This is a genomic window from Rhizobium sp. AN73, assembly GCF_030757975.1.
Classification (GTDB): domain Bacteria; phylum Pseudomonadota; class Alphaproteobacteria; order Rhizobiales; family Rhizobiaceae; genus Agrobacterium; species Agrobacterium arsenijevicii.
Genome location: NZ_JARWME010000001.1, coordinates 1,471,096 through 1,493,200, shown reverse-complemented (window position 1 = coordinate 1,493,200; position 22,105 = coordinate 1,471,096). Strand labels below are relative to the sequence as shown.

General features: G+C 58.8%; 20 protein-coding genes, 1 tRNA gene and 1 pseudogene. 11 read left to right on the top strand and 11 right to left on the bottom strand.

Annotated elements, in window-relative coordinates; genetic code table 11:
- The first annotated feature begins 62 nt into the window (after nucleotides 1–62).
- Nucleotides 63–944 (top strand): annotated as a pseudogene (locus RBH10_RS06620) (methyltransferase domain-containing protein).
- A gap of 15 nt (nucleotides 945–959) precedes the next feature.
- On the opposite strand, the gene RBH10_RS06615 reads toward RBH10_RS06620, so the two are convergent.
- The 6 genes from RBH10_RS06615 to RBH10_RS06590 all read right to left on the bottom strand — a co-directional run bounded on the left by RBH10_RS06615 (nucleotide 960) and on the right by RBH10_RS06590 (nucleotide 5,119).
- The gene (locus RBH10_RS06615; protein WP_281037738.1) at nucleotides 960–1,151 is read right to left on the bottom strand and encodes a Flp family type IVb pilin; all 192 of its coding nucleotides are present in this window, start codon (nucleotides 1,149–1,151) and stop codon (nucleotides 960–962) included.
- A 94-nt stretch (nucleotides 1,152–1,245) separates the two neighbouring features.
- Nucleotides 1,246–1,560 (bottom strand): hypothetical protein, encoded by a 315-nt coding sequence (locus RBH10_RS06610; RefSeq protein WP_045018846.1) that lies wholly within the window; start codon nucleotides 1,558–1,560, stop codon nucleotides 1,246–1,248.
- 160 nt (nucleotides 1,561–1,720) lie between these two features.
- Nucleotides 1,721–2,134 (bottom strand): 8-oxo-dGTP diphosphatase MutT, encoded by a 414-nt coding sequence (gene mutT, locus RBH10_RS06605; RefSeq protein WP_003522547.1) that lies wholly within the window; start codon nucleotides 2,132–2,134, stop codon nucleotides 1,721–1,723.
- Entirely contained in the window at nucleotides 2,131–2,907 is a 777-nt protein-coding gene (locus tag RBH10_RS06600) for an N-acetyltransferase (protein ID WP_281037739.1), read from the bottom strand. The genes mutT and RBH10_RS06600 overlap by 4 nt, the downstream gene beginning before the upstream one ends.
- An 18-nt stretch (nucleotides 2,908–2,925) precedes the next feature.
- Nucleotides 2,926–4,167 carry a bifunctional glutamate N-acetyltransferase/amino-acid acetyltransferase ArgJ gene (gene argJ / locus RBH10_RS06595; protein WP_281037740.1) on the bottom strand — a complete coding sequence of 414 codons (1,242 nt, stop codon included), beginning with the start codon at nucleotides 4,165–4,167 and terminating at the stop codon, nucleotides 2,926–2,928.
- A gap of 94 nt (nucleotides 4,168–4,261) precedes the next feature.
- The gene (locus RBH10_RS06590) at nucleotides 4,262–5,119 is read right to left on the bottom strand and encodes a peptidylprolyl isomerase (RefSeq protein ID WP_281037741.1); all 858 of its coding nucleotides are present in this window, start codon (nucleotides 5,117–5,119) and stop codon (nucleotides 4,262–4,264) included.
- Between the two features lie 243 nt (nucleotides 5,120–5,362).
- Between RBH10_RS06590 and secA the strand changes: the two genes are divergently transcribed.
- The 5 genes from secA (at nucleotide 5,363) to RBH10_RS06565 (ending at nucleotide 13,151) form a co-directional block, all read left to right on the top strand.
- The gene (gene secA, locus RBH10_RS06585) at nucleotides 5,363–8,071 is read left to right on the top strand and encodes a preprotein translocase subunit SecA (protein WP_281037742.1); all 2,709 of its coding nucleotides are present in this window, start codon (nucleotides 5,363–5,365) and stop codon (nucleotides 8,069–8,071) included.
- Nucleotides 8,072–8,220: 149 nt separating this feature from the next.
- Nucleotides 8,221–9,114 (top strand): DMT family transporter, encoded by an 894-nt coding sequence (locus tag RBH10_RS06580; RefSeq protein ID WP_281037743.1) that lies wholly within the window; start codon nucleotides 8,221–8,223, stop codon nucleotides 9,112–9,114.
- 81 nt (nucleotides 9,115–9,195) lie between these two features.
- On the top strand, nucleotides 9,196–10,398 hold the full coding sequence (locus RBH10_RS06575; RefSeq protein WP_281037744.1) for an acyltransferase family protein: 1,203 nt from the start codon (nucleotides 9,196–9,198) through the stop codon (nucleotides 10,396–10,398).
- Between the two features lie 57 nt (nucleotides 10,399–10,455).
- On the top strand, nucleotides 10,456–11,871 hold the full coding sequence (uppV, locus tag RBH10_RS06570) for a Wzx-type polysaccharide biosynthesis protein UppV (RefSeq protein WP_281037745.1): 1,416 nt from the start codon (nucleotides 10,456–10,458) through the stop codon (nucleotides 11,869–11,871).
- Between the two features lie 8 nt (nucleotides 11,872–11,879).
- Nucleotides 11,880–13,151: a GNAT family N-acetyltransferase gene (locus RBH10_RS06565; RefSeq protein WP_281037746.1), complete on the top strand. Its 1,272-nt coding sequence runs from the start codon at nucleotides 11,880–11,882 to the stop codon at nucleotides 13,149–13,151.
- A 63-nt stretch (nucleotides 13,152–13,214) separates the two neighbouring features.
- Here the strand turns inward: RBH10_RS06565 and uppQ are convergent, their stop codons facing one another.
- Entirely contained in the window at nucleotides 13,215–13,847 is a 633-nt protein-coding gene (gene uppQ / locus RBH10_RS06560) for a polysaccharide biosynthesis GNAT family N-acetyltransferase UppQ (RefSeq protein ID WP_281037747.1), read from the bottom strand.
- A 295-nt stretch (nucleotides 13,848–14,142) separates the two neighbouring features.
- Here uppQ and RBH10_RS06555 point away from each other — a divergent pair.
- Nucleotides 14,143–14,227: transfer RNA gene (locus RBH10_RS06555), tRNA-Leu, on the top strand.
- A gap of 265 nt (nucleotides 14,228–14,492) precedes the next feature.
- Nucleotides 14,493–15,008, top strand: coding sequence for a disulfide bond formation protein B (locus tag RBH10_RS06550; RefSeq protein WP_281037748.1), 516 nt, complete (start codon nucleotides 14,493–14,495; stop codon nucleotides 15,006–15,008).
- 31 nt (nucleotides 15,009–15,039) lie between these two features.
- Here the strand turns inward: RBH10_RS06550 and RBH10_RS06545 are convergent, their stop codons facing one another.
- Nucleotides 15,040–15,597, bottom strand: coding sequence for an HNH endonuclease (locus tag RBH10_RS06545; RefSeq protein WP_045017452.1), 558 nt, complete (start codon nucleotides 15,595–15,597; stop codon nucleotides 15,040–15,042).
- A gap of 302 nt (nucleotides 15,598–15,899) precedes the next feature.
- Between RBH10_RS06545 and RBH10_RS06540 the strand changes: the two genes are divergently transcribed.
- From RBH10_RS06540 to RBH10_RS06530, 3 genes are all read left to right on the top strand, one after another.
- Complete coding sequence (locus RBH10_RS06540; protein WP_281037749.1) at nucleotides 15,900–16,202, top strand: hypothetical protein; 303 nt, start codon at nucleotides 15,900–15,902, stop codon at nucleotides 16,200–16,202.
- A gap of 148 nt (nucleotides 16,203–16,350) precedes the next feature.
- The gene (locus RBH10_RS06535; RefSeq protein ID WP_045018859.1) at nucleotides 16,351–16,956 is read left to right on the top strand and encodes a transglutaminase-like cysteine peptidase; all 606 of its coding nucleotides are present in this window, start codon (nucleotides 16,351–16,353) and stop codon (nucleotides 16,954–16,956) included.
- Nucleotides 16,957–17,198: 242 nt separating this feature from the next.
- The gene (locus tag RBH10_RS06530; RefSeq protein ID WP_281037750.1) at nucleotides 17,199–17,990 is read left to right on the top strand and encodes a metallophosphoesterase family protein; all 792 of its coding nucleotides are present in this window, start codon (nucleotides 17,199–17,201) and stop codon (nucleotides 17,988–17,990) included.
- Between the two features lie 54 nt (nucleotides 17,991–18,044).
- On the opposite strand, the gene RBH10_RS06525 is transcribed toward RBH10_RS06530, so the two are convergent.
- From RBH10_RS06525 to RBH10_RS06515, 3 genes are read right to left on the bottom strand one after another with little or no spacing between them, the layout of a single operon-like run.
- The gene (locus tag RBH10_RS06525; protein WP_281037751.1) at nucleotides 18,045–19,262 is read right to left on the bottom strand and encodes a glycosyltransferase; all 1,218 of its coding nucleotides are present in this window, start codon (nucleotides 19,260–19,262) and stop codon (nucleotides 18,045–18,047) included.
- 9 nt (nucleotides 19,263–19,271) lie between these two features.
- Complete coding sequence (locus RBH10_RS06520) at nucleotides 19,272–20,597, bottom strand: polysaccharide pyruvyl transferase family protein (protein WP_281037752.1); 1,326 nt, start codon at nucleotides 20,595–20,597, stop codon at nucleotides 19,272–19,274.
- The gene (locus RBH10_RS06515) at nucleotides 20,582–22,069 is read right to left on the bottom strand and encodes a lipopolysaccharide biosynthesis protein (protein ID WP_281037753.1); all 1,488 of its coding nucleotides are present in this window, start codon (nucleotides 22,067–22,069) and stop codon (nucleotides 20,582–20,584) included. Before RBH10_RS06515 ends, RBH10_RS06520 begins: the two co-directional genes overlap by 16 nt.
- Nucleotides 22,070–22,105 lie beyond the last annotated feature (36 nt).

Sequence of the window (22,105 nt, the reverse complement as noted above, 5' to 3'; positions counted from 1 at the left end):
GCATGACAGCAACGATGCGGCCCGCCTATCCCGAAGGTGTTACAGGCCGAGCAGGCACGACGATGGATATTCTCTTTGACCAGGCCCTGATCGAACAAAACCGCCGCCGGGCGTGGAACCGGCGTGACGACAAGGCGCTTTTTCTTCTCGACATGGCCGCCGACGAATTCGCCGACAGGCTCGCCATCGTCGAGCGCCGGTTCGAGACCGCAATCGAGTTGCACGGCGGAACAGGCATCACGGCCCGGCGTTTGAGTGAGACGGGCAAGGTGGATGCCATCCGCCGTATCGAGACCGACAGCTGTTTTGCGACCGATGGGAATGTCCCTCAGGCAGCAGCAATGGAGCATCTACCGCTCGAAGAAGCCTCCGCCAATCTCATCGTTTCACCGCTGGCGCTGCATCTCACCAACGACACACCCGGCGCGCTGATCCAGATAAGACGCGCATTGAAGCCGGATGGGCTGTTTCTCGGCGCCATCCCCGGCAGCGGCACGTTGCAGGAACTGCGCGACGTGCTGTTGACGGCTGAAGCCGAGCTGACCGGCGGGGCTAGCCCGCGCGTCATTCCCTTTGCCGATGTGCGAGATGTCGGAGCACTTCTGCAGCGCGCCGGTTTTGCGCTTCCCGTCACCGATACGGAAACCTATACGGTACGCTACGATCTCGATTTTTCCGCTGATGCGTGATCTTCGCGCCATGGGCATGGCCAACCCGCTGGCAAGCCGCAGCAGAAAACCGCTCAACCGCGCTTTTTCCTGCGGGCGGCGGAGCTTTACGCCGAGCGTTATTCCGATCCGGACGGGCGGATAAGGGCCACGTTTTCCATTATCTATGTCTCAGGCTGGGCACCGCATGAGAGCCAGCAGAAACCGCTGAAACCCGGCTCCGCCAAAATGCGCCTTGCCGACGCCTTGAAGACGACCGAGGTCAAGCTTTCCTGAGCGCACTAACGCGCTTCAGTTGTTGGGAAAAGCATCGGCGAGGAACTGGAATACCGTGTTGATATTGCCGCTGATGGCGGTTGCGCCACCGATGATGGCAGCGGAAATCAGCCCGATGATCAGACCGTATTCGATGGCGGTCGCGCCGTCTTCGTCTTTAAAGAAACGAATAAAACAATGCAGCACAGGATATTCCCCATCCGCCATCCGGTGCTTCCGCCAGCCGGCATTATACCTTACTAAAATCGAATTTATACTAGGCCACCGACGTGAGGAAACCGTTACCGATGATGGTAAACGATCAGCAACCGCTCTCGTTGCTATAGCCCGTCACGACGCAGGGCATCTCCGGCATCGGCTGGGTTATGCTGCGGCGGATGGAATAGGTCTTGCCCGCATCGGTCTTCTTGATGGAGCCGGTGCTTATCATGTCGTAATTGTCGGAGAACTGCGCCACGTGTGTGGCGGATTTTCCGGCAAGCATGGGAGTGATGATCAGGGAAAGGGCGATCACCGCCGTCCCGAAAAGCAGCGCGACATTAAGCACGCCGGTGCGACGGGATTTGTTGGAGTAAGAGTGACGACCTTCCACCGTCTTCCAGAAATCCTCATTCATCGCCAACCTCATACGCGCAGTTTACCGCTTCTTTAGCTTAACAATCTGCCAGAGGGTGCTGAACGATCTGTTAACACAGCCTCGTTTTGGCACGGCAAAAGGACGTTGCAGGGTGGTTTTCAACAGGCTGTGACGGCATGGAACATGCCGCCAGGCCGCCTTAAAGCAGATCCTGAAGGAAAGGGATAAGCGGCTCGTCGGCCGGCGGCATGGGGTAGTCGCGCAGAGCCTGCGGTTTCACCCATTTGATTGCCTGCCCTTCCCGCCCATGCGCAATGCCTTCATAACGGCGGCACACGTAAAGCGGCATCAGCAGGTGAAAAGTTTCGTAGGTGTGGCTGGCGAAAGTCAGCGGTGCAAGGCAGGCGACCTTGGTCTTGATGCCCAGTTCTTCGTCCAGCTCGCGGACAAGGGTTTCCTCCGGCGTCTCGCCGTGCTCCACCTTGCCGCCCGGAAATTCCCACAGGCCGGCAAGCGACTTGCCTTCAGGACGCTGCGCCAGAAGAATGCGCCCATCCTGATCGAGGAGCGCGCAGGCGGCGACCAGCAGAATTTTCTTGCCCGCTTCACTCATTTTTCGTCAACCTTGCGCCAGTAGCGATAGAGATAGGCATCGGTGAAACCGAATTTTTCATAAAGCGCGATTGCGGGCGCATTTGTCGAGACGACCTGCAACCAGGCGCTTTTGGCACCGCTGATCCGTGCCCAACGCAGCGCCGACGCCAGAATCTGCGTACCGAGGCCCTTCTGGCGCTGCGACCTGTCAACGTCGAGTGACAGGATACCGGCAAGATCGTTGTCCTGCACGCAGATCACAGTCGCAAGCGGGCTGCCTTCCACTTCCTCGTTGATGAACAGGCCGAGCGTCGGCTTGATCGAACTGACGATTTCTGCGATCGCCGACCGCTGGGCCGGGTCGCCATCGCTGACCTTGATGCTCGCCTCGACAAAACGGCCGATATCGTGGCTCGGCAGGCTGACCAGCGTTTCCGGCAGTTCCATGCCGGTAAGGTCAGCCGTCATGACCCTGACCTCTTCGACCATGGACCAGCCGTCCTTGACCAGAAAGTCCTTGAGTTGCGGCGGCATCAGCGTCGTTTCACGCACCACCAGCGGACGACCGAAATCCTCGAAGCGCTTGCGTGCCTTTTCCAGCCGCACGGCACAGTTTCCATAATCGGACGGATCGAGCGGCACCACGCAGTTGATGCGTTTGGATGGATGCGAACCCGTCAGGCGGATTTGCCAGCTGCCGTCATAAATCACCGACGAGGCAGGCCATGCCCGGAAGCTGACGGCTTCCAGACGGCGAACCAGCGGCAGATTGACGGCCTTGTTGTCCTGCATTCTCTTCGGCTCCAACGGTCAGCTCCGGTAGTCGCCGTTGATCGCAACATATTCCTTGGTCAGGTCGCAGGTCCAGACGGTGGCCGTACCTTGGCCGAGACCGATATCAACCTTCACCGGAATGTCTTCCAGCCGCATCACGGCGGTGGTCTCCGCTTCCGAATAATCCGGATCGCGTTCGCCGTTGACGGCCACGCGCACGCCGCCGAACCAGATGGCGAGGCGATCACGGTCTGCCATTTCGCCGGATTTGCCGACGGCCATGACGACGCGGCCCCAATTGGCGTCTTCGCCCGCAACCGCGGTCTTCACCAGCGGCGAATTGGCGATGGAAAGGGCGATCTTCTTGGCGGCGGCATCGTTTTCCGCGCCGGTGACGGTGACTTCCACCATCTTGCGCGCGCCTTCGCCGTCGCGAACCACCTGCAAGGCCAGATCCTTGAGCAAGTCGTTGAGAGCGGCACGGAAGCCGGCGAGACGTTCGTCATCGGCGCTCGTCACCTTCACCTGACCGTCTTCAGCCGCCGCACCCGTGGCGAACAGCATCAGCGTATCGGAGGTGGAAGTGTCGCTATCGACCGTCACGGAATTGAACGTCGGGCCGACACCGGCGGAAAGCAGTGATTGCAGGGCGGCAGGCTCAATATCGGCATCCGTCACCACAAAAGAGAGCATCGTCGCCATATCGGGGGCAATCATGCCCGCCCCCTTGGAAATACCATTGATCGTCACGATCACGCCGCCGATTTCGGCCGTGCGGGTCGCGACCTTGGGGTAGGTGTCGGTGGTCATGATTGCCTTGGCAGCTTCCTGCCAGAAATCGGCTTCCGCCCTGACATTCATGTCGCCGAGAACACCGGCAAATTTCGAGGCATCCAGCGGCTCGCCGATCACGCCCGTCGATGCCAGGAATACTTCACCCTCAGAGCAGCCGACGGCAGCGGCGGCGGATTTTGCCGTCAGCTCGGTGGCCGCCTTGCCCTTGACGCCGGTAAAGGCATTGGCGTTACCGGAATTGACCACCACGGCACGCGCCACGCCGCCGCCGAGATTGGCGCGGCAGAAATCGACCGGGGCCGAGGGGCATTTCGATTTGGTGAAGACGCCAGCGACACTTGCTGGCTGGTCGAACACCATCAACAGAACATCGGTCCGGTTCTTGTACTTGATGCCGGCGGCGGCCGTCGCCATGCGAACACCGCGCAGCGCGGGCATGTCGGGATAGGATTTCGGAGCGAGCGGGGAAACGGCAACGGACATGGGGAAGCGCCTGAGATTCTGGAAACGGGGGAGGTTTGAAAGTGCCTGAGATGAAACGGGGCGGCCTGTAGCCGCCCCGTTTCATGGGTGTTATTTACTGCTGCGCCTGCTGTTCCTTCGTGGCTTCGTCGTAGCCCTTCTTCAGCGTCTCATCCATGATTTCGATCTTCTGGTCAGCCTTTGCCTTCTCGATGAGGGCAACGTACTTGTCACGCATGACAAGCTGACGAACCTGAGGCTCGACCTGTTCGAAAGCCGGCGGCGGTGCGATGCGCTTGTCTTCCAGCTTGATGACGTGGAAGCCGAACTGAGTCTTCACCGGTGTCTTGGTGTAGGCACCCTTTTCGAGACCGAAAGCGGCTTCTTCGAATTCCGGAACCATACGACCCTTGCCGAACCAGCCGAGATCGCCGCCGTCATCCTTGTTGGAATCGGTCGACTTTTCCTTGGCGAGCGCTGCGAAATCCTTGCCTGCGTCAAGCTGCTTGATGACGTCCTTGGCTTCGTCTTCGCTTGCAACCAGAATATGGGCAGCCTTGATTTCCTCTTCCTTCGGCAGGGCTGCGACTTCCTTGTCGTAGCGCGCCTTCACCTCTTCATTGGTGACAGCATCAACCACATGCTTGCGGAAATAGGCATTGTGCAGCTCACGGTCCTGAATGAATTCCATGCGCTTCTTGAAATCTTCGGTCTTTTCCAGACCTTCGGCGCTGGCATTCTTCACGAGAAGCTTGACGTCGATCGCGCCGGAAAGGGCTGCGACCTTTTTCTGCTCATCAGGAAGCTGCGCGAGCTGCGGATCGAGGTTGCCCATGGCGAGGTCGAGTTCGGACTGGTGGATTTCCAGATCACCGACCTTGGCAACAACCTTGTCTTCCTGTGCAAAAGCAGGGAACTGAAGGCCGAGCGTGGCCACAATCACCGCAGCCGCAATTTTATTATAGCGCAACATTTTGAACCTTTCGGGGACAATGCCGGCTCCAGACATGGTTTCCGGCTCTGAAAAAACTTCCAAACACCTGATTGTGGCCATTCTGTAACGGGCAGAACCGTTGACATCATTTGCCCCCCCTCTTATCTGTCACGCAACCTCGCGTCCAGATACGTTGAAGGGCGAAGTCTGTCATTTGTTGCCGAAATCGGCGTGATGGAAAAAAGCGCCTGCGAAAACGGAATTTCAGAAAGGGCCAGTAAGATGGTCAGCCTCGGCGGAATAGCCCGCAAATTGTTCGGTTCGGCAAATGAACGCCGCGTCCGCTCCTATAAAAGCAAGATCGCAGCCATCAATGCGCTGGAGGAGGCCACCAAGGCTCTTTCCGACGAAGCACTGGCGGCAAAGACGGCGGAGTTCCGCCAGCAGCTTGCGGACGGCAAGTCGCTGGACGATCTGCTGATCCCGGCTTTCGCAGTCGCCCGTGAGGCGTCGCGCCGTGTTCTGCACATGCGCCCCTTCGACGTGCAGCTGACCGGCGCCATGATCCTGCATGGCGGCGCCATCGCCGAAATGAAGACCGGTGAAGGCAAGACGCTGGTGGCGACCCTTGCGGTCTACCTCAATGCGCTTGCCGGCAAGGGTGTGCATGTCGTTACCGTCAACGACTACCTCGCCCAGCGCGACGCGGCCACGATGAGCAGGCTCTATCGTTTCCTCGGCCTGACGACCGGCGTTATCGTGCACGGATTGGACGACGACCAGCGCCGCGAGGCCTATGGTTGCGACATCACCTACGCGACGAACAACGAGCTCGGCTTCGATTATCTGCGCGACAACATGAAATATGATCGCGCCCAGATGGTGCAGCGCGGCCACAACTATGCGATCGTCGACGAAGTGGACAGCATTCTGGTCGATGAGGCGCGCACGCCGCTCATCATCTCCGGCCCGCTGGACGACCGCTCCGATCTCTACAACACCATCGACGCCTTCATTCCACTGCTGTCGCCGGAAGATTACGAGATCGATGAAAAGCAGCGCTCGGCCAACTTCTCCGAAGACGGCACCGAGAAGCTCGAAAACCTGCTGCGGCAGGCGGGCCTGCTCAAGGGCGAATCGCTTTACGACATCGAAAACGTCGCCATCGTTCACCACATCAACAATGCGCTGAAGGCCCACAAGCTCTTCACCCGCGACAAGGACTACATCGTCCGCAACGACGAGATCGTCATCATCGACGAATTCACCGGCCGCATGATGCCGGGCCGCCGTTATTCCGAAGGTCAGCACCAGGCGCTGGAAGCCAAGGAAAAGGTCCAGATCCAGCCGGAAAACCAGACGCTTTCCTCCGTCACCTTCCAGAACTATTTCCGTATGTATGCAAAGCTTGCCGGCATGACTGGTACGGCATCGACGGAAGCGGAAGAATTCGGCAACATCTACGGTCTCGACGTCATCGAGGTGCCGACCAACCTGCCGATCCAGCGTATCGACGAAGACGACGAGGTCTACCGTACCGGCGAGGAGAAGTTCCTGGCCATCATCACCGAGATCAAGGCGGCGCATGAACGCGGCCAGCCGGTTCTGGTCGGCACGACCTCCATCGAAAAGTCCGAGCTTCTGGCCCACATGCTGCGCCAGTCCGGCTTTACCGATTTCCAGGTTCTGAACGCCCGTTATCACGAGCAGGAAGCCTATATCGTTTCGCAGGCCGGTGTTCCCGGCGCCGTCACCATCGCCACCAACATGGCCGGTCGCGGCACCGACATCCAGCTCGGCGGCAACGTCGACATGCGTCTCGAGCGCGAGCTGGAAGGCATGGAACCGGGTCCGGAGTATGACGCCAAGGAAGAGGCGATCCGAGCCGAGATCAAGGTTCTGAAGGAAAAGTCGCTTGCCGCCGGTGGCCTTTACGTCATCGCCACCGAGCGCCACGAAAGCCGCCGTATCGACAACCAGCTGCGCGGCCGTTCCGGCCGTCAGGGCGACCCCGGCCGCTCGAAGTTCTATCTGTCGCTTCAGGACGACCTGATGCGCATCTTCGGTTCCGAGCGCATGGACAGCATGTTGCAGAAACTCGGCCTGAAGGACGGCGAGGCCATCGTCCATCCGTGGATCAACAAGGCGCTGGAACGCGCCCAGAAGAAGGTCGAAGCCCGCAACTTCGAGACCCGCAAGAACCTGCTGAAATATGACGACGTGCTGAACGACCAGCGTAAGGTCATCTTCGAGCAGCGCCTCGAGCTGATGGAATCCGACAATATCGGTGAAACCGCAGCCGACATGCGCCACGAAGTCATCGAAGCGCTGGTCACCAAGCACGTTCCCGAAAATGCCTATGCCGAACAGTGGGATATCGCTGGCCTGAAGGCCGGTATCGCCCAGTTCCTGAACCTCGACCTGCCGGTGGAGGAATGGGCAAAGGAAGAAGGCATTGCCGAAGACGATATTCTTCAGCGCGTCACCGAAGCCGCGGACAAATACGCCGCTGAACGGGCGGAGCGTTTCGGCCCCGAGATCATGACCTATGTCGAGCGCTCGGTTGTTCTCCAGACGATCGACCATCTGTGGCGCGAACATATCGTCAACCTCGATCACCTTCGTTCCGTCGTTGGTTTCCGTGGTTACGCCCAGCGCGACCCGCTGCAGGAATACAAGGCGGAAGCCTTCGAGCTGTTCCAGTCGCTGCTTACCAATCTGCGCGAAGCCGTCACCGCACAGCTGATGCGCGTGGAACTGGTGCAGCAGGAACCACAGCAGCCGGAATTGCCGGAAATGACCGCACATCACCTCGACCCCGTCACTGGGGAAGACGAGATGGCGCAAGGCGTGCCGGCAGCTTTCATACCGGCCGAGGACCGCGACCCGAACAACCCCGCTACCTGGGGCCGTATCGGCCGCAACGAAATGTGCCCCTGCGGCTCGGGCAAAAAATACAAGCACTGCCACGGCGTTTACGAACAGGCGTAAAAGCCCCCGGTTGTGTGCCAGAAATCAATCGCCCGTAACCCGCGTTACGGGCGATTTTGTTTGCGCCTGATGATTGCAACTGAACCGGGTGTTGACTGGTATCGACACATTCCATAAGGGAGCCTGATCATCTTCTGGAAACCGCTTCCATGGCCCCTCGCGATCTTGCCGCCTATATTTTTCTCGCGCTTGCGTGGGGCGTGTCTTTCCTGCTGCTTCTGCATGTCGTCGCCGCCTTCGGCTGGATCGGCGCAGTCACGCTTCGCTCGCTCATAACCGCTGTCGCCCTCTTTCTCATCGCGCGGGCGGCACGGCGGAAACTGGCATTTTCCGCTGGATGGGGCGCTTTCACAGTCGTCGGCGCAACGACGGTTGCCGGGCAATTGATCGGCCTGTCCTACGCAACGCCGCAGATCGGCACCGCGATGGCCGCCATATTGGTGGCGACAATCCCGCTATTTTCCATGCTCATCTCGCAGATCTGGGGTCTGGAACGCCTGACACGGCAGGGCATTGCCGGTCTCGTCATCGGCTTTGCCGGCATCGTCCTGCTCGTTGGTTTTCCCGCCGTTCCCGTCACCACCGGTTTCATCATCGGCTGTGCTGCCGCTGTCGCCGCCTGCATCTGCGCCGCCTATGGCAGCAATTTTGCCAGCCTCCGCCTGAAAGGCGTGGGATCATGGGAAATCACCATCGGCTCCTTCCTGACGGGCGGCCTGATGACCCTGCCGCTTCTTTTCGCCGTGCCGTTGCCCGGAACGCCAGGTCTCATCGATTACGGTTTCCTTCTGGTACAGGCGGTCGTCATGAGCGGCGTTACCTACATCACCTATTTCAAACTGGTCTCCTCGATCGGCGCGACCAAGGCGATCAGCGTCGAGTTCGCCGTCACCGTCGTGGCGGTGCTGGTCGGCGCTCTGGTGCTCGATGAACCCCTGTCGCTTCCCCAGCTTTTCGGCGCCGGCATCATCATTTTGGGCTGCGCATTGGTGCTCGATCTCATGCCCAAGAAAAAGGCCCCGCCCACGCCCTCCGGGGCATGAAGGGTTTATTAGCGTTTTCCACCAATAGTCGTGTCGATCGTTACGGATCACGCGGGATCGCGTTTGCGACGCGAGGGGAAAATGCAACCGGGCAAATCAGACTATGAGCATTATTGGGACCCGTTGCGGGCGCTCCTCATGCTGCTCGGTATTCCCTATCACGCCTCCCTGCTCTACAGCTACGCTTTGCCCTGGGACATCAAGGATTTCGAGACCAGCCCGGTCCTGACCGCGTTCGGCGCGGCACTCGTTACCTTCCGCATGCCGGCGTTTTTTCTGGTGGCCGGTTATTTTTCCACCATGGTCATCGGCAGGAAAGGCAGGATGCCCTGGCTCAGGCAGCGTTTCCTTCGCCTCGGCCTACCATTCATCGTGGCCTTGCTTTTGCTTGGCCCATTGCAGCTTTTCGTGTTGCAACTGGCAGGCATCGCCAAAGGCGATATCACCGCCGACCAGCTGATGCAGAACCTGCCCGGCTTGCTGGTGCCGAGCGAGCAATGGATCATGCATCTATGGTTCCTGCCCGCCCTCCTCGCCTATTCGGTCGTGCTTGCCAGCCTGCTGTTTCTGACAGGGTATCCGCCCCTGTCCTATGCAAAAAACCGGTTCGACAGGATGCGGGATCGATACCCAACCGCGTTTTTCGCCGTACTCTGCACCTTCCCCGTTTTATGGGAATTGATGATTTACGGTTCAGGCCTGTTTGCTGGGAAGACCGGGAACGGCCTCTTCATTCTCTATGAACGCGCCTCCGACCCTTACGCACGCTACGTACCCTTCTTCCTCATCGGCGCCTTGCTCCATCGCGACCGGGTTCTCTTTCACCGCTTTCGCCAGACCGGCATTCTCACCGGTGTCATCGCGTTTGGCGCGATCGCGGTAGCGGTTACCCTGCGGTTGCAAAATCCCTTTTCGAACTCGGCCCTGCAGGTGCTGGTTTCGGCAATCGCCGCAGTGGCAGCGAGCCGTCTGCTGATCGACCTCGCCTGCCGGTTTTTCGACAGACCCAGCCGGTTTGCCGGACGGATGACGGACGCTTCCTTCACCATCTATCTGCTCCACCACCCGTTGATTTATGCCTTCGGCACGCTCTTCATCCTGATCTCACTGCCGCCGATCCTCGAATTCGCCATCATCGTCGCGGCCACCACGGGAACGGCCTATATGCTGCATCAGGCGATACGCCGCAGCCCGCTTGCCCTTTTTCTTTTCAACGGCATTCGCAAACCGAGGCCGGTGGCCAATATCGGCACACAGGCGCCCGCTTCCCAAACCCTTCGTTAATGATAAGGCGCTTATAATCCAGTTGCCCACTCAACTGGAAAAGATGGCGTGTGGATCATGGCTATCCTCAACACGGCGGAAAAAGCCCTACCCGCAGGCCTGCGCGCTAAACTGGCGCCGCTGGGGGCGAAGATCGCCGTTGCCATTTCCGCAAGAGACGATGTCTCCCGTGCCCAGCGTATGGCGCTGGTCGCCTTCGCGGTGCGCATCATCAGCGCCGGCATCGCCTTCATCTCCCAGATCATCCTTGCCCGCCTGATGGGCGAATTCGAATACGGCCTGTTCGCCTTTGTCTGGGTTCTGGTAATCCTGTTCGGTAATCTGTCCTGTCTCGGCTTCCACACCACCGTCATCCGCTTCTTGCCCGGCTATCGTCTTGAAGATGCCCATGACAAGATCATGGGGCTGACCTCGACGGCGCGCCTCTTCGCCATGCTTTCGGCAAGCGCGCTTGCATTTTTCGGTTTCGTGTTCCTGTATTTCTTCGGCGAGCGTATCGCCGCCTATTACCTCATCCCCGTTTCGCTGGCGCTATTCACCCTGCCGATGGTGGCGCTTGGCGATGTGTTGAACGGCACCGCCCGCGCCAATGGCTGGGCGGTCTCCGCACTCAGCCCCACCTATATCGTCCGCCCGGTACTGATCCTGCTGTTCATGCTGGTGGCAATCGGTCTCGATGCGGAAAAAACCGCGACGACGGCAATGCTCGCGGCCCTTTTGGCCACCTATGTCACCACGCTTTTCCATTTCGTCTTCATGAACCGTCGGCTCAACCAGCATTTTCGCAGCGTCACCCGCAGGGTTCATTTTCGCCCGTGGATTAGGTTTGCCTTCCCGATGTTCCTGATCGACGGCATCGGTTTCTTGATGACTAATTCCGATGTGGTGATCGTTGGCCTCTATCTACCGCCGGATCAGGTCGGTATTTATTTCGCCGCGGCAAAAACCATCGTGCTGATGCAGTTTGTGTTTTTCTCCGTGCAGGCAGCCGCGGCACCGCGTCTCGCGGCCCTGATTGCGGCCAATGACAGGCAGGGGCTGGCCGGTTTCGCCAGCCAGGCCGCGCGCTGGGCCTTCTGGCCATCGCTCGCCGTCGGCAGCCTCGTGCTTCTGGCAGGCCCGTTCCTGCTGTCGCTGTTCGGTCCCGGCTTCGTTCAGGGCTACGAGCTGATGTTCTTCCTTTTTGCCGGTTTCCTCGCAAAAGCGGTGATCGGCCCGGGAGAGACGCTGCTGAATATGGCCGGCAAACAAAAATTGTGCGTGGCGCTGTATATTATTATCTTCGGTTGTAACATTCTACTCAACATGGCGTTGATTCCGGTCTATGGTCTGGCAGGGGCCGCAGCGGCGGTCGCGATAGCCATGTGCATAGAAGCTGTGCTATTGCATATTGCCATTCGCCGCACACTCGGGATCGTCCTTTTTGCCTTCAACGATCCCCGGGCGGGTCAAGACACTGGGAAGGCGGTGTAACGATAAGCATGTCCAGCGACCCAAAGAATCCGGATTTTCAGGACCCGCGCATCGCTGCGCTGATGGCGTCCGCTGAGCGTGATCGTCCCGTGGCCGACAGCAGCCGGCGCGTGGGACGAGACGGCCGCGAATTCTGCATCTATCCCGGCCGGCTCGGTTACGACATGCAGGAAGAACTCGACTTCCTGTCCAACCGTGTCATGGAGGCGAATGTCTTCTTCACCGGTCGGCTTCTCGCACCTGCGATGCCGCGTATCGACGACAAGTCCGTGCGCTTCGCCCTTATTCGCGACGAGAACGGCGCCAGAAGCCGCATGCGCTTTCTGATGCCCTTTACCGTGGAAAAGCCGGGCTTTTCCATTGGCCCTTCCATCATCCGCGGCTGGGCCAATCCGTTTGGCCCTCTCGGCACGCCACTGGTCGACACAGAGGGCGCCGCAGAGACGCTGGACAATCTTTTCGATGCGCTTTCCGACCGGGAAATGCGCTTGCCGAATGTTCTCGTGCTGCCGGATGTGCGGCTTGAAGGACCTTTTGCCCGCATGTTCAGGGCCATCGCGCTCAGCCGCAACCTGCCGGTGACGACAACGGGCAATTATCAGCGGCCGATGCTGGAAAGCCTTCTGGACGGCGAGGCCTATCTGCGAAATTCCCTTGCGCCGCACCATTTGCGGGAAATGCGCCGGCAGTGGCGGCAGCTCGAAAAACTCGGGCCCCTCGCCTACACCGTTACCCGGCAACCGAAAGATATCCGCTACCGCATGGAAGAATTTCTGGCGCTGGAGGCGAGCGGCTGGAAAGGCCGCAAACGCAGCGCGCTGGTCAACGACCGGTATCGCGCCGCCTTCGCCCGCGAGGCGATCACCAATCTGGCCGAAGCGGATGCGGTGCGCATCCACACCATCGATCTCAACGGCAGCGCCATCGCCTCCATGATCGTGTTCATGACGGCCGGCGAGGCCTATACGTGGAAAACCGCCTTTGACGAATCCTATTCGCGGTTTTCGCCCGGCAAGCTGCTGATGCAGAAACTGACCGACTGGCAGCTGGACGACGCCAATATTCTGCGCAGCGACAGCTGTGCCGTGCCCGATCATCCGATCATGAGCCGCTTCTGGCAGGAACGTCAGGAGATGGGCACATTGGTCGTCGGGCTGGCCCAGAACAGCGACCGCGACGTGCGGCAGGTTTCCACGCAGGTGGACATGTACCGCAACACCCGCAACCTCGCCCGCAGCCTGCGCCAGAAAATCCTCTCCTTCGGACGCAAGAGCAGTTAATCCCGAAGGATGCCGCAGCATCCTTCGGATTTTATCGGACTATCAGCCGGGTTGACGCCTGCGTCAGCGCGAGGCTGTCCGGATCATCTTGCACAATTGCGTCAGCGCCGCATCATATCCGCCACCCAGGATATCGACACAACGGCGGGCGAGCTTGATCTGCTCGGTTCGTGACATGTCGTTATAGGCCTGTATGGCATTGCGCATGGCACCGGGCGATACCGGTCCGGGGTTACCCGGATTTCCCGGGTTGCCGGGGTTTCCCGGATTGCCGGGCGAAGCCGAGCCGCCGATGCCAAGCCCGACACCAAGGCCAAGACCGCTCGATCCGCCGACATTTGCACCAACATTGGCATTGATGCCGCTGGAGCCGCCAACCGACGCATTGGCGCCCGCGTTGACACCGCTGGAGCCGCCGACGGATGCATTGACATCCGCGTTGACCCCATTGCTGCCACCGACCGACGCGTTGACATCAGCACCCAGCCCACCGCCGCTCCTGCCGCCGACATCAGCACTGGCATTGACACCATTGCTGCCGCCAACGGAGGCATCGACACCGAGCCCGCCGCTGCCATTGCCACCCACACTAGCATTCACCCCGTTCTCACCGCCAATCCCGATATCCAGCGCATGGGCGTTGACCGGTAAGATCAGGCAGGCAGACAACAATAAATTGCGAGAAAGCGCCCTCATAATTTCCTCCCTATGAGTTTTGGCTATCCCGCCCCGCGTGGAAACTCCACTCTGACATCATAGTTCAATTAGTAATTGCGCATATTCTAATTTATTAGTGGTATCTAATATTACTTTAACGCCTCAACCTCCGGTGTACCGATACGGGACGGACAAACCCCGCCACACACCGATTTTCCGCCCGGCGAAGACACCAAACGGCGCCTGCAAACACACGTCATTCAAAAGGAAAAGTCAGCTTTGGGGTTGCACGCATGGCATCGACCGTGATAGACGCCGTGGCATTACCACCGTTGCCCCAATGGCGGAATTGGTAGACGCGCCGCACTCAAAATGCGGTTCCGCAAGGAGTGCTGGTTCGATCCCGGCTTGGGGTACCATTTCCAAAACCGCATTGATTTTCTTCGCTTTATCCGGGTCTTCACAAAATACCTGTCGATTACCCCGTGGCCATCAACACGCTCACGAAACTTTGCTCGCCCACCCCCGAATATTACCGGGCTTTCATTTGCCAGATGCAAAAGACTGGATTAGACGACTCCCGTAACGCACCGTTGAACCGGCGACTTAATTTCGCCATCACGCCCGCCTTTTTGAAAGCCCGTTCGGGATATCTGCTTCTTCGCGAAGTTTGGGGAAAACATCATGGCCACTGCAACGACCGCCGACAACAGCCGCACGCTCGCCGCTCTTGGCGTAACGGCGGGAATGATCTTCACCGTCGGCTCTGCCCTCGGTTTCCAGCATATTGGCGGTTATACGCCCTGCGCATTGTGCCTCTTGCAGCGCGATCCCTATTATTACGCCATTCCGCTCGGAATTCTGGCCGTTGCGACCAGCATATTCAGGCTGCCGGTTCAGATCACGCGGCTGCTTCTCGCCCTCATCGGCGTGGCGATGCTGATCGGCGCCGGGCTTGGCGTTTATCACGCCGGTGTGGAATGGGGTTTCTGGGCTGGACCGATTACCTGCGCCACCGGCGCACCGTCCATCACCACCAATGCCGGTGACCTGCTGGGCAATCTGAACGCCATCAAGGCCCCCTCCTGCAACGACGCTGCACTTCGGGTGCTCGGCCTTTCCTTTGCCGGCTGGAACGTCATTGCGAGCGTAGCGCTTGCAGCCGTCGCCTTTTTCGGCGCGAGCCGCAAAACCCGGTAAGCGGAAAAACCGTCTTGCAGTCCTCAAAAGATCAAGGCTGCAGTTCGGTATCCCAGTAGAGATAGTCCATCCAGCTTTCGTGCAGGTAGTTGGGCGGGAACAGCCGTCCGTTATTGTGCAGATCCTGAACCGTCGGCTGGAAGGGCTTCTGCGCCGGGAACATACCCGCCTGCTTGGGAAGCTTGCTGCCTTTTCTAAGGTTGCAGGGAGAGCACGCCGCCACGACATTGTGCCATGTGGTTTCGCCGCCATGCGCGCGGGGAATCACATGATCGAAGGTCAGGTCGTCCCGCGAGCTGCAATACTGGCACTCGAACTTGTCCCGAAGGAACACGTTGAAGCGCGTGAAGGCAGGATTGCGGGTGGGCTGCACATAGGTCTTGAGGCTGACGACGCTCGGCAGCCGCATGGAAAAGCTGGGAGACGACACCGCGTGATCATATTCTGCAATGATGTTCACACGGTCTAGAAATACGGCCTTGATCGCGTCCTGCCAGGACCATAACGACAAGGGATAATAACTCAGTGGCCTGTAGTCTGCGTTCAGAACGAGCGCCGGCAGGGCCTGTGGTGAAACTGCAATCGTCAAGGGCTTCTCCTGATCGATTCGGCATCTGCACTTGTATATTAGGTCCGTTGTTACAGGATTGTGAAGCCTATAAATGCAGCGGAGAAGAGCTTAATTTTTCAGCTCAAAAAACGTCTTTTTTGCGTTCCGGACAATCAGGCGGCGAGGCGGATGCTTTCCCACCATCTGTTGATGCGCAACAGCGGCATGGCGGCGATTCGGCGTCATCATTCTCACGCTCGATGCGATATCGGTGATATAGTCACTGTGGCGAACGATTGAAAAAAGCGCATCTGTCGTCCTGTCACGGGAAGGAAACGGCCATGGTCTTGCGCAGGTACCAAGCGACAGCGTTGCAGGTCGGCCTGGCAGTTGGCGCCTTTGCCATCATGATGAGCTTGGCCACCTCTGCCCCTGCCCAGCAATATCAGAATTTCGAAGTCACGCCGGATGGCCGCGGCGGTGCGCAGGGAGCGATCGGCGGCCGCAATTTCGAGGTCTACCGTAATTACGACCGGCCGCCGGCAAGCCGCCGCACCTCACCGGATACGCGGCGCGAGGAGCGAAACCCTGTGCCACAGCAGACCTGTATCATCGACGCCGAGGGCCGAACCCGCTGCAAGTGAGTGCGGACGCACCCGTTGCCCGGCTGTTTTATCTCGCCGTGAGAAAATTCGATTTCACTAAAAAGCAATCTATCGACTTAAACGGCCCGCAACAAAGGGTCGCTATGTTGCAAAGCACAAGAGACAAAAACGGTGCGGAGGCAGAGACATGGCGAAGAGACAAATCCGTCTGGCAAAGACTTTGGCAGTTGCCGTCAGCGTGTTGGCAAGCATGGCGACAGCGGCATCGGCCGCCCCGCTTGCTGGCCTGGCGCAAAACCCGACCGCATCGCGGCCCGGCCTGTTCATGAAGACAAGCCGCCCGACCATCGCACCCATCGCCTTTGCGAAGTTTTGCGACGATGCCGCCGACCAGTGCGTCCGGATTGGCGACCGCGACACGGTTGAACTGACAAAACAGAAGCGCATGGAACTCCAGCGCATCAACTCCGAGACCAACACCTCGATCATCTATGCCAGCGAAGCGGACGGACAGGACGAATGGAACCTGAACCCGGCAAGCGGTGACTGTGACGATTACGCGGTGACCAAGCGGCAGCACCTTCTGCGTGCCGGCTGGCCCTCGGGCGCGCTGCGCATCGCCACCGCACTCACCCCAACCGGCATCGGCCACGCCGTTCTGGTCGTCAGCACCAGCCAGGGCGATCTGGTGCTTGATAACCGCACCAATGTCGTCAAACCGTGGAAAGCGGTTGATCTGAAATGGATCAAGATCCAGTCGCACGAAAACCCGCGTGTCTGGCTGAAGCTCTAGGTCTATCGGTTCACAGGATCGTATCTTTCGAACACGGCGGAGGGCACTCTGGTCCCTCTTCGGTCACCACCTCGCATTTTGCGAAAATCGGCACCGGTTTTCGCCAATCCTCATCCTGAACGCGTTGTCTGGCAGGGCTTTGGCGGGTACTTCAAACCTTGCCTCAATCCGGTTATAACGGGCAATGTGGCATCCGCTTTCAATGCCCTTGACCTTGTACTGGAGAGACAGTATCGGCATCTATGCCTAAAGTGCTCAACTGGATTCGCGGTCGTAAACAGCCAGCCCTCCGCGATGACCGGAGGCGGCGCAGAATAGACCTTGGCGACAAGTCTCCATCTTTCCCAATTTACGCCATTGGCGACGTGCATGGCTGCCTCGATCTGCTTTTGCAGGCGGAGCAGAAAATCCTCGCTGATCTGGCAAGCAATCCATCCCCCGCTCTGGTCGTTCTTCTGGGCGACTATGTCGATCGCGGCCGCGATTCCTGCGGCGTTCTCGAACATCTGCTGCAACCGCCACCGGCGCCGCTGCGTCGTATCGCGCTATGCGGCAATCACGAGCAGCTCTTCAGCGATTTCCTCGAAAACCCGCAGGACAACATGCACTGGCTGGATTTCGGCGGCCACCAGACGCTTTTGTCCTACGGGGTCGACACCAGCTATTTCATGCACAAGGGCCGCCTGCGGCTGCAGCCGTTCAAGGATGCGCTCATCGGCGCGATCCCGCAGGCCCATCGCCAGCTTCTAATCAGCCTGCCGATCTACGTCCGTATCGGACCCTATTTTTTCGTGCATGCCGGCCTGAGACCGGGGCTGCCGCTTGAGGCACAGACCGATGAGGACATGCTGTGGATCAGGGAACCCTTCCTGTCGGAAGGCGCAGGGCGGGACCTCCTTGTCATCCACGGCCATACGCCGGCACCGGAACCGCAGACCGGCCCGCAACGGATCGGTATCGACACCGGTGCCGTTACGACGGGCAGGCTTACGATTTTGAAGCTCACGGATGCGGGGCCGCAACTTATCGCCTGATGGCGGGCCGTCATTAGGTCAGGTTACACCAGCCAACAGTACCACAATCGCGATTCATTTACTCTTCAGAATATTGCCAAGCACCGCCATTTGCCGGCGGTTCCATTCGGCAGCATCGCCAAACGCCCTGTTTCCCAATTCCTGCCGCTGCTCCCGGCTGGAAGAGAGCCACACAATGGCATTGGCAAAAGCCTGATGATCTTCGTCTTCAACGACGACCACACCGCCGCGATATTGTTCCGAAAGCCCCCTCACGCCCGTCTGCGTGCTCACCGTGGGGACACCGGCAGCCAGGGCATCCAGCAGTTTTATGTTGATGCCCGTGCCAAGCGTGATGGGATTGATCGAGAGCGGCGCGCGCGTGAACGCATCCTTCAGGTTGTCCACCCGGCCGAGCTTGAGAACTCCCTCCCGGTCCTCGATCTTGCCGCATATGCTGCCTGCCAGCACGAGGCGGATGTCCGGACGGGCCGCCCTGACCAAAGGCAGGACATTGTGAAGGAAACTATTGAGGGAAATGACGTTTGCGTCGTTGCCGGAGCCTAGAAACAGAAAGTCATCCGACCCGAAGTCTTCCACTTGCTGGCCCAGATCCAGAATGTGGCTCACCGTTTCAACCACCGGCGGCGCTCCAGCCAACCGCTGCTTGAACGCACGCTCCTCTTCCTCCTGTATGGCGACAACCACGTCGGCACGGCGGAATGCCTTGCATTCCACTTTCGGCGGCACCGAAAACCAGTATCCGTATTTGTTGGCGGTATTCACGAACGCCTTGTGACGATCGGCGAAGGAATCGTGGGTGTCGAGAATGCGAAGCACATCGTCCGGCAGCCCGAGGAAAGCCCTCGAATGAAAGGCATATTCGACGATCACGGCGTCGATCCCCAGCCTGCGCTGAATATCCCTGACGTACCGGCCTATTTCCGGATAATAGAACTCATCGAGATGGTTGTAGAAACCACTGTCGCGGCCAAGAAGCCGTTGAACTTTCCGAAAGGTTCGAAATGCGGTCAATCCGACCTCGAACCTGAAGTCATTCATGAGCCGCGCTGCAAACCCGCGGGGTTCCCGGGATACGAAATGCATATTCCCACTCCCGAACTCGGCTTCATGGGCCGCGGGATCGAAATCGGCTATCATCGGGGTATCTACATAGACGAAATGCACTTCATGCCCGAGGCTACGCACGGCACGCGTCAGCTGGAGAATCTTGTTCCGCGCACCCTCGTTGGCAGGAATGGCAGGGAAGAGTGAAACAAAAGCGACTCTCATGAAAATGACTCAAGACTGTTTGGCAAAGGTCTCGAACACCTGAAAATTCCTTTTGGAAAGGTCGAGAATTTCGGGCAGCTTTTTCCCGACTTTTTCGCGAATCTCATCGGCCTGGTCGACGAAATTGATCAAGGCATTCTTGATGCCATCTTCCGTATGGAACTTGGAAGGCGAAAGCAGCTCGGATCCCGAAAGACCAAAATGCTGGTAAAGCCCTTCGAACTTGCCCTGATAGGCGATGCATATGACCGGAACGCCCTTGCCGAGTGCTGCAATCGCAAGATGCATACGCCCGCTAACGAGACCATCGAGTTTACCCGCGACCCCTTTTAGAACCGGGGCTGGCCATCTGCCGTCCAGATATCGAACCCTGTCCGTCTGCGAAGACGGGGTAAGCTCGGTAATGGCTTTGAGGCAGGCCTGATCGCCCACGTCTTTCCGGTAGTCGTGCGGAATGACCAGCCAGCAAACCGGTCTTGCGTCGGCCACAAACTCCAGCGCTTCCGCCCCGCGCCTGATGATCGCCGCGATCTGCGCACTATCCGCATTCTTGAACAGCATGGGGTGCAGGTTGAAGCCCATAACCCTGTATCCCTCGGCGCGCTTGCGCGCGATCCATGAGGTCGTGTCCTCATCGGGCTCCGACGGAACAAGGCTGAATGCGGAATCGGAAACCAGCGCCGCCTTGGCAGTGGCAAAAGCTTCCAGACGCCCAAGGGAAACGACATCACGCACGTTGAGCGACACGCCCGGATGAAGCGAGCTGTAGAACTTCGCCAGAGCGGGATGCGGCGTTTCGTTGAAACTGAAACCGAGGATGACGTTCTTGATGCCAGCGGCGGCGGCGAGATCTGCGCTTGCCAGAAGTTTTGCGCTGACCAGCGGATGATAATACCCATCCATCACGTCAGCGCCGACAACGACGATGCAGTCGTATTTCCGCACCGCGAATAGCTGAGCCAGCGCCTGGATAAAGTCAGGTTTGCCAAAGATGTCGACGGGAGCAAAACCCCGCTGATGCGCGGCATCGCCGAAATTCATTCCGTCAACGAGGATGTCTATCTCGACGTCGGGATTACGTGCGCGGGCATTCTGCACGGTCGCCGTGATCATGGCGTCATCGCCGGCCGAACCGAACAGGGTGATGGGATCACCGGCCACGATCAAAAGCCGGTTCAGCCGATCTCCGACATTGATCGGCTTGATGCTGCGCTTCAGCGCCTGCAGATCGACAAAGAGTTTCTGAACCGCATTATCGAGGTTCCGCTGCTCGTTATATGCCACCAGCTTCCGACGCAGTGGTGCGGGCAGTATTTTTTTCACGAGCTTGCGCATTTTCGTTCCTTTCGAGAAATGATTTTGCTCATGATGAGCGCGATGGCGGACCGGGCCTCGTTCCTCGCGGTCAGAGCCAAAAGCAGGAGATATGCGACGCCGAACATGCAGCCGAGCAGGATGCCGGTTACGAGGTCGCCCGCACCCAGCATTTTCACTTCAGGCCGCATCCACTGAACGAGCAGAAAGCAGAGGCCGCTTGAACCAAAGCTTGGCAAAAGCAGGAGGAGTATCCTCCAGAGCTTGATGCCGAGTTCACGGGAGATGAAGTAGAATGTGAAAGGCGTGGAGGTGAGCTGCCCGAAGACAAACACGATGACGATTTCCCGGATGTTTTCTGTCGGGACGAACAATATCAACAGGATGGTCGAGATTGCCTTGACCGTGCCCGCAATCAGCACCCTGTCCGGCCTGCCACGCGCGGAAAGGAAAGGGCCGTTTTGAAACTGAACACATTGCAATGCGCCCAGGAGAAGCAGCGGCCGTGCAATCTCGTCGGCCCCCTGCCAGTGAGCGCCAAACAGGACGTTGCAGATCTCCGGCGCCAATGCCGCCGATAGCACAAAGATCGGCGTCGAAAAGATCGCCGACATCGTGATCGACTGCTTGTAAAGTTCCGCCATGCGCTCGCGCTCGTGCGATATGCGAGACAGTACCGTCAGAGAGACATCGTAAAGCGCCGCCTGAAGCAGCTGCATAAGAAGTTGGTAAAGCCTGCTGCCGACGGTGTAGAGCCCGAAAAGGGCAACGCCGTAACGCCCCAAAATCATCACGTCTATCAGGCGGGTGGCCCCGAAATCCACGATGCGCAAACCGAGAGCTGACGAGCCGAAACGGAGCAATTCGAAAAAAGTATTGGGCTTGAGCGTGGTTCCCGGAAGCCAGTGCGGTTTGCGCCAGAGCCAGACCAGCGTGACGACGGTCGCAACATAAGTCTGAACGACGAGGCTCCAGACGCCGAGGCCCATGATGGCGAAAGCAATCGCCACGGCACCACCGATGATATTGGAAATGAAGGTTCGGATTGCCAGCGGCTTGAAGGCTAGCGCGCGCCGGTAATTGACTTCCTGAAAAAGCGAGGCGGTGTTCAGCGGCAGCAATATGCAGATTGCCACGATGATCGGCGCCAGCCCTTCCACCTCGAACCAGCTTTCAAGTCTCGGTGACAGCAGGCAAACCACGATGACAAACACCGTCGCCAGCGCCACCGACACGTAGAACGGCAGATTGACGTCGTTTGGCTCCAGATTGCGTTTCTGCACGATCGCATCGGCAAAGCCGAACTCCGACAGCATCTGGATGAGCATCAGAACCAGGCCCGCCGTAGCGACCATGCCATAGTCGGTTGGGCTGAGGAAACGGGCGAGGACGATGAAAAGAATGGAGGTAAAAAGCTTTCCACCCCAGTTCTGGACGATGGACCAGAAAACGCCCGTTATCGCGGCGTTGCCTATCGAACTTTGCTCCGCCATCAACCCGCCGCCTGCAAAGCCGGTCGTGACAGCGCG

What these genes read in the sequence shown, in the direction of transcription:
- RBH10_RS06615 (WP_281037738.1), bottom strand. Translation starts at nt 1,151, where the DNA reads ATGGCGGATGGGGAATATCCTGTGCTGCATTGTTTTATTCGTTTCTTT.
- RBH10_RS06610 (WP_045018846.1), bottom strand. Translation starts at nt 1,560, where the DNA reads ATGAATGAGGATTTCTGGAAGACGGTGGAAGGTCGTCACTCTTACTCC.
- mutT (WP_003522547.1), bottom strand. Translation starts at nt 2,134, where the DNA reads ATGAGTGAAGCGGGCAAGAAAATTCTGCTGGTCGCCGCCTGCGCGCTC.
- RBH10_RS06600 (WP_281037739.1), bottom strand. Translation starts at nt 2,907, where the DNA reads ATGCAGGACAACAAGGCCGTCAATCTGCCGCTGGTTCGCCGTCTGGAA.
- argJ (WP_281037740.1), bottom strand. Translation starts at nt 4,167, where the DNA reads ATGTCCGTTGCCGTTTCCCCGCTCGCTCCGAAATCCTATCCCGACATG.
- RBH10_RS06590 (WP_281037741.1), bottom strand. Translation starts at nt 5,119, where the DNA reads ATGTTGCGCTATAATAAAATTGCGGCTGCGGTGATTGTGGCCACGCTC.
- secA (WP_281037742.1), top strand. Translation starts at nt 5,363, where the DNA reads ATGGTCAGCCTCGGCGGAATAGCCCGCAAATTGTTCGGTTCGGCAAAT.
- RBH10_RS06580 (WP_281037743.1), top strand. Translation starts at nt 8,221, where the DNA reads ATGGCCCCTCGCGATCTTGCCGCCTATATTTTTCTCGCGCTTGCGTGG.
- RBH10_RS06575 (WP_281037744.1), top strand. Translation starts at nt 9,196, where the DNA reads ATGCAACCGGGCAAATCAGACTATGAGCATTATTGGGACCCGTTGCGG.
- uppV (WP_281037745.1), top strand. Translation starts at nt 10,456, where the DNA reads ATGGCTATCCTCAACACGGCGGAAAAAGCCCTACCCGCAGGCCTGCGC.
- RBH10_RS06565 (WP_281037746.1), top strand. Translation starts at nt 11,880, where the DNA reads ATGTCCAGCGACCCAAAGAATCCGGATTTTCAGGACCCGCGCATCGCT.
- uppQ (WP_281037747.1), bottom strand. Translation starts at nt 13,847, where the DNA reads ATGAGGGCGCTTTCTCGCAATTTATTGTTGTCTGCCTGCCTGATCTTA.
- RBH10_RS06550 (WP_281037748.1), top strand. Translation starts at nt 14,493, where the DNA reads ATGGCCACTGCAACGACCGCCGACAACAGCCGCACGCTCGCCGCTCTT.
- RBH10_RS06540 (WP_281037749.1), top strand. Translation starts at nt 15,900, where the DNA reads ATGGTCTTGCGCAGGTACCAAGCGACAGCGTTGCAGGTCGGCCTGGCA.
- RBH10_RS06535 (WP_045018859.1), top strand. Translation starts at nt 16,351, where the DNA reads ATGGCGAAGAGACAAATCCGTCTGGCAAAGACTTTGGCAGTTGCCGTC.
- RBH10_RS06530 (WP_281037750.1), top strand. Translation starts at nt 17,199, where the DNA reads ATGCCTAAAGTGCTCAACTGGATTCGCGGTCGTAAACAGCCAGCCCTC.
- RBH10_RS06525 (WP_281037751.1), bottom strand. Translation starts at nt 19,262, where the DNA reads ATGAGAGTCGCTTTTGTTTCACTCTTCCCTGCCATTCCTGCCAACGAG.
- RBH10_RS06520 (WP_281037752.1), bottom strand. Translation starts at nt 20,597, where the DNA reads ATGCGCAAGCTCGTGAAAAAAATACTGCCCGCACCACTGCGTCGGAAG.
- RBH10_RS06515 (WP_281037753.1), bottom strand. Translation starts at nt 22,069, where the DNA reads ATGGCGGAGCAAAGTTCGATAGGCAACGCCGCGATAACGGGCGTTTTC.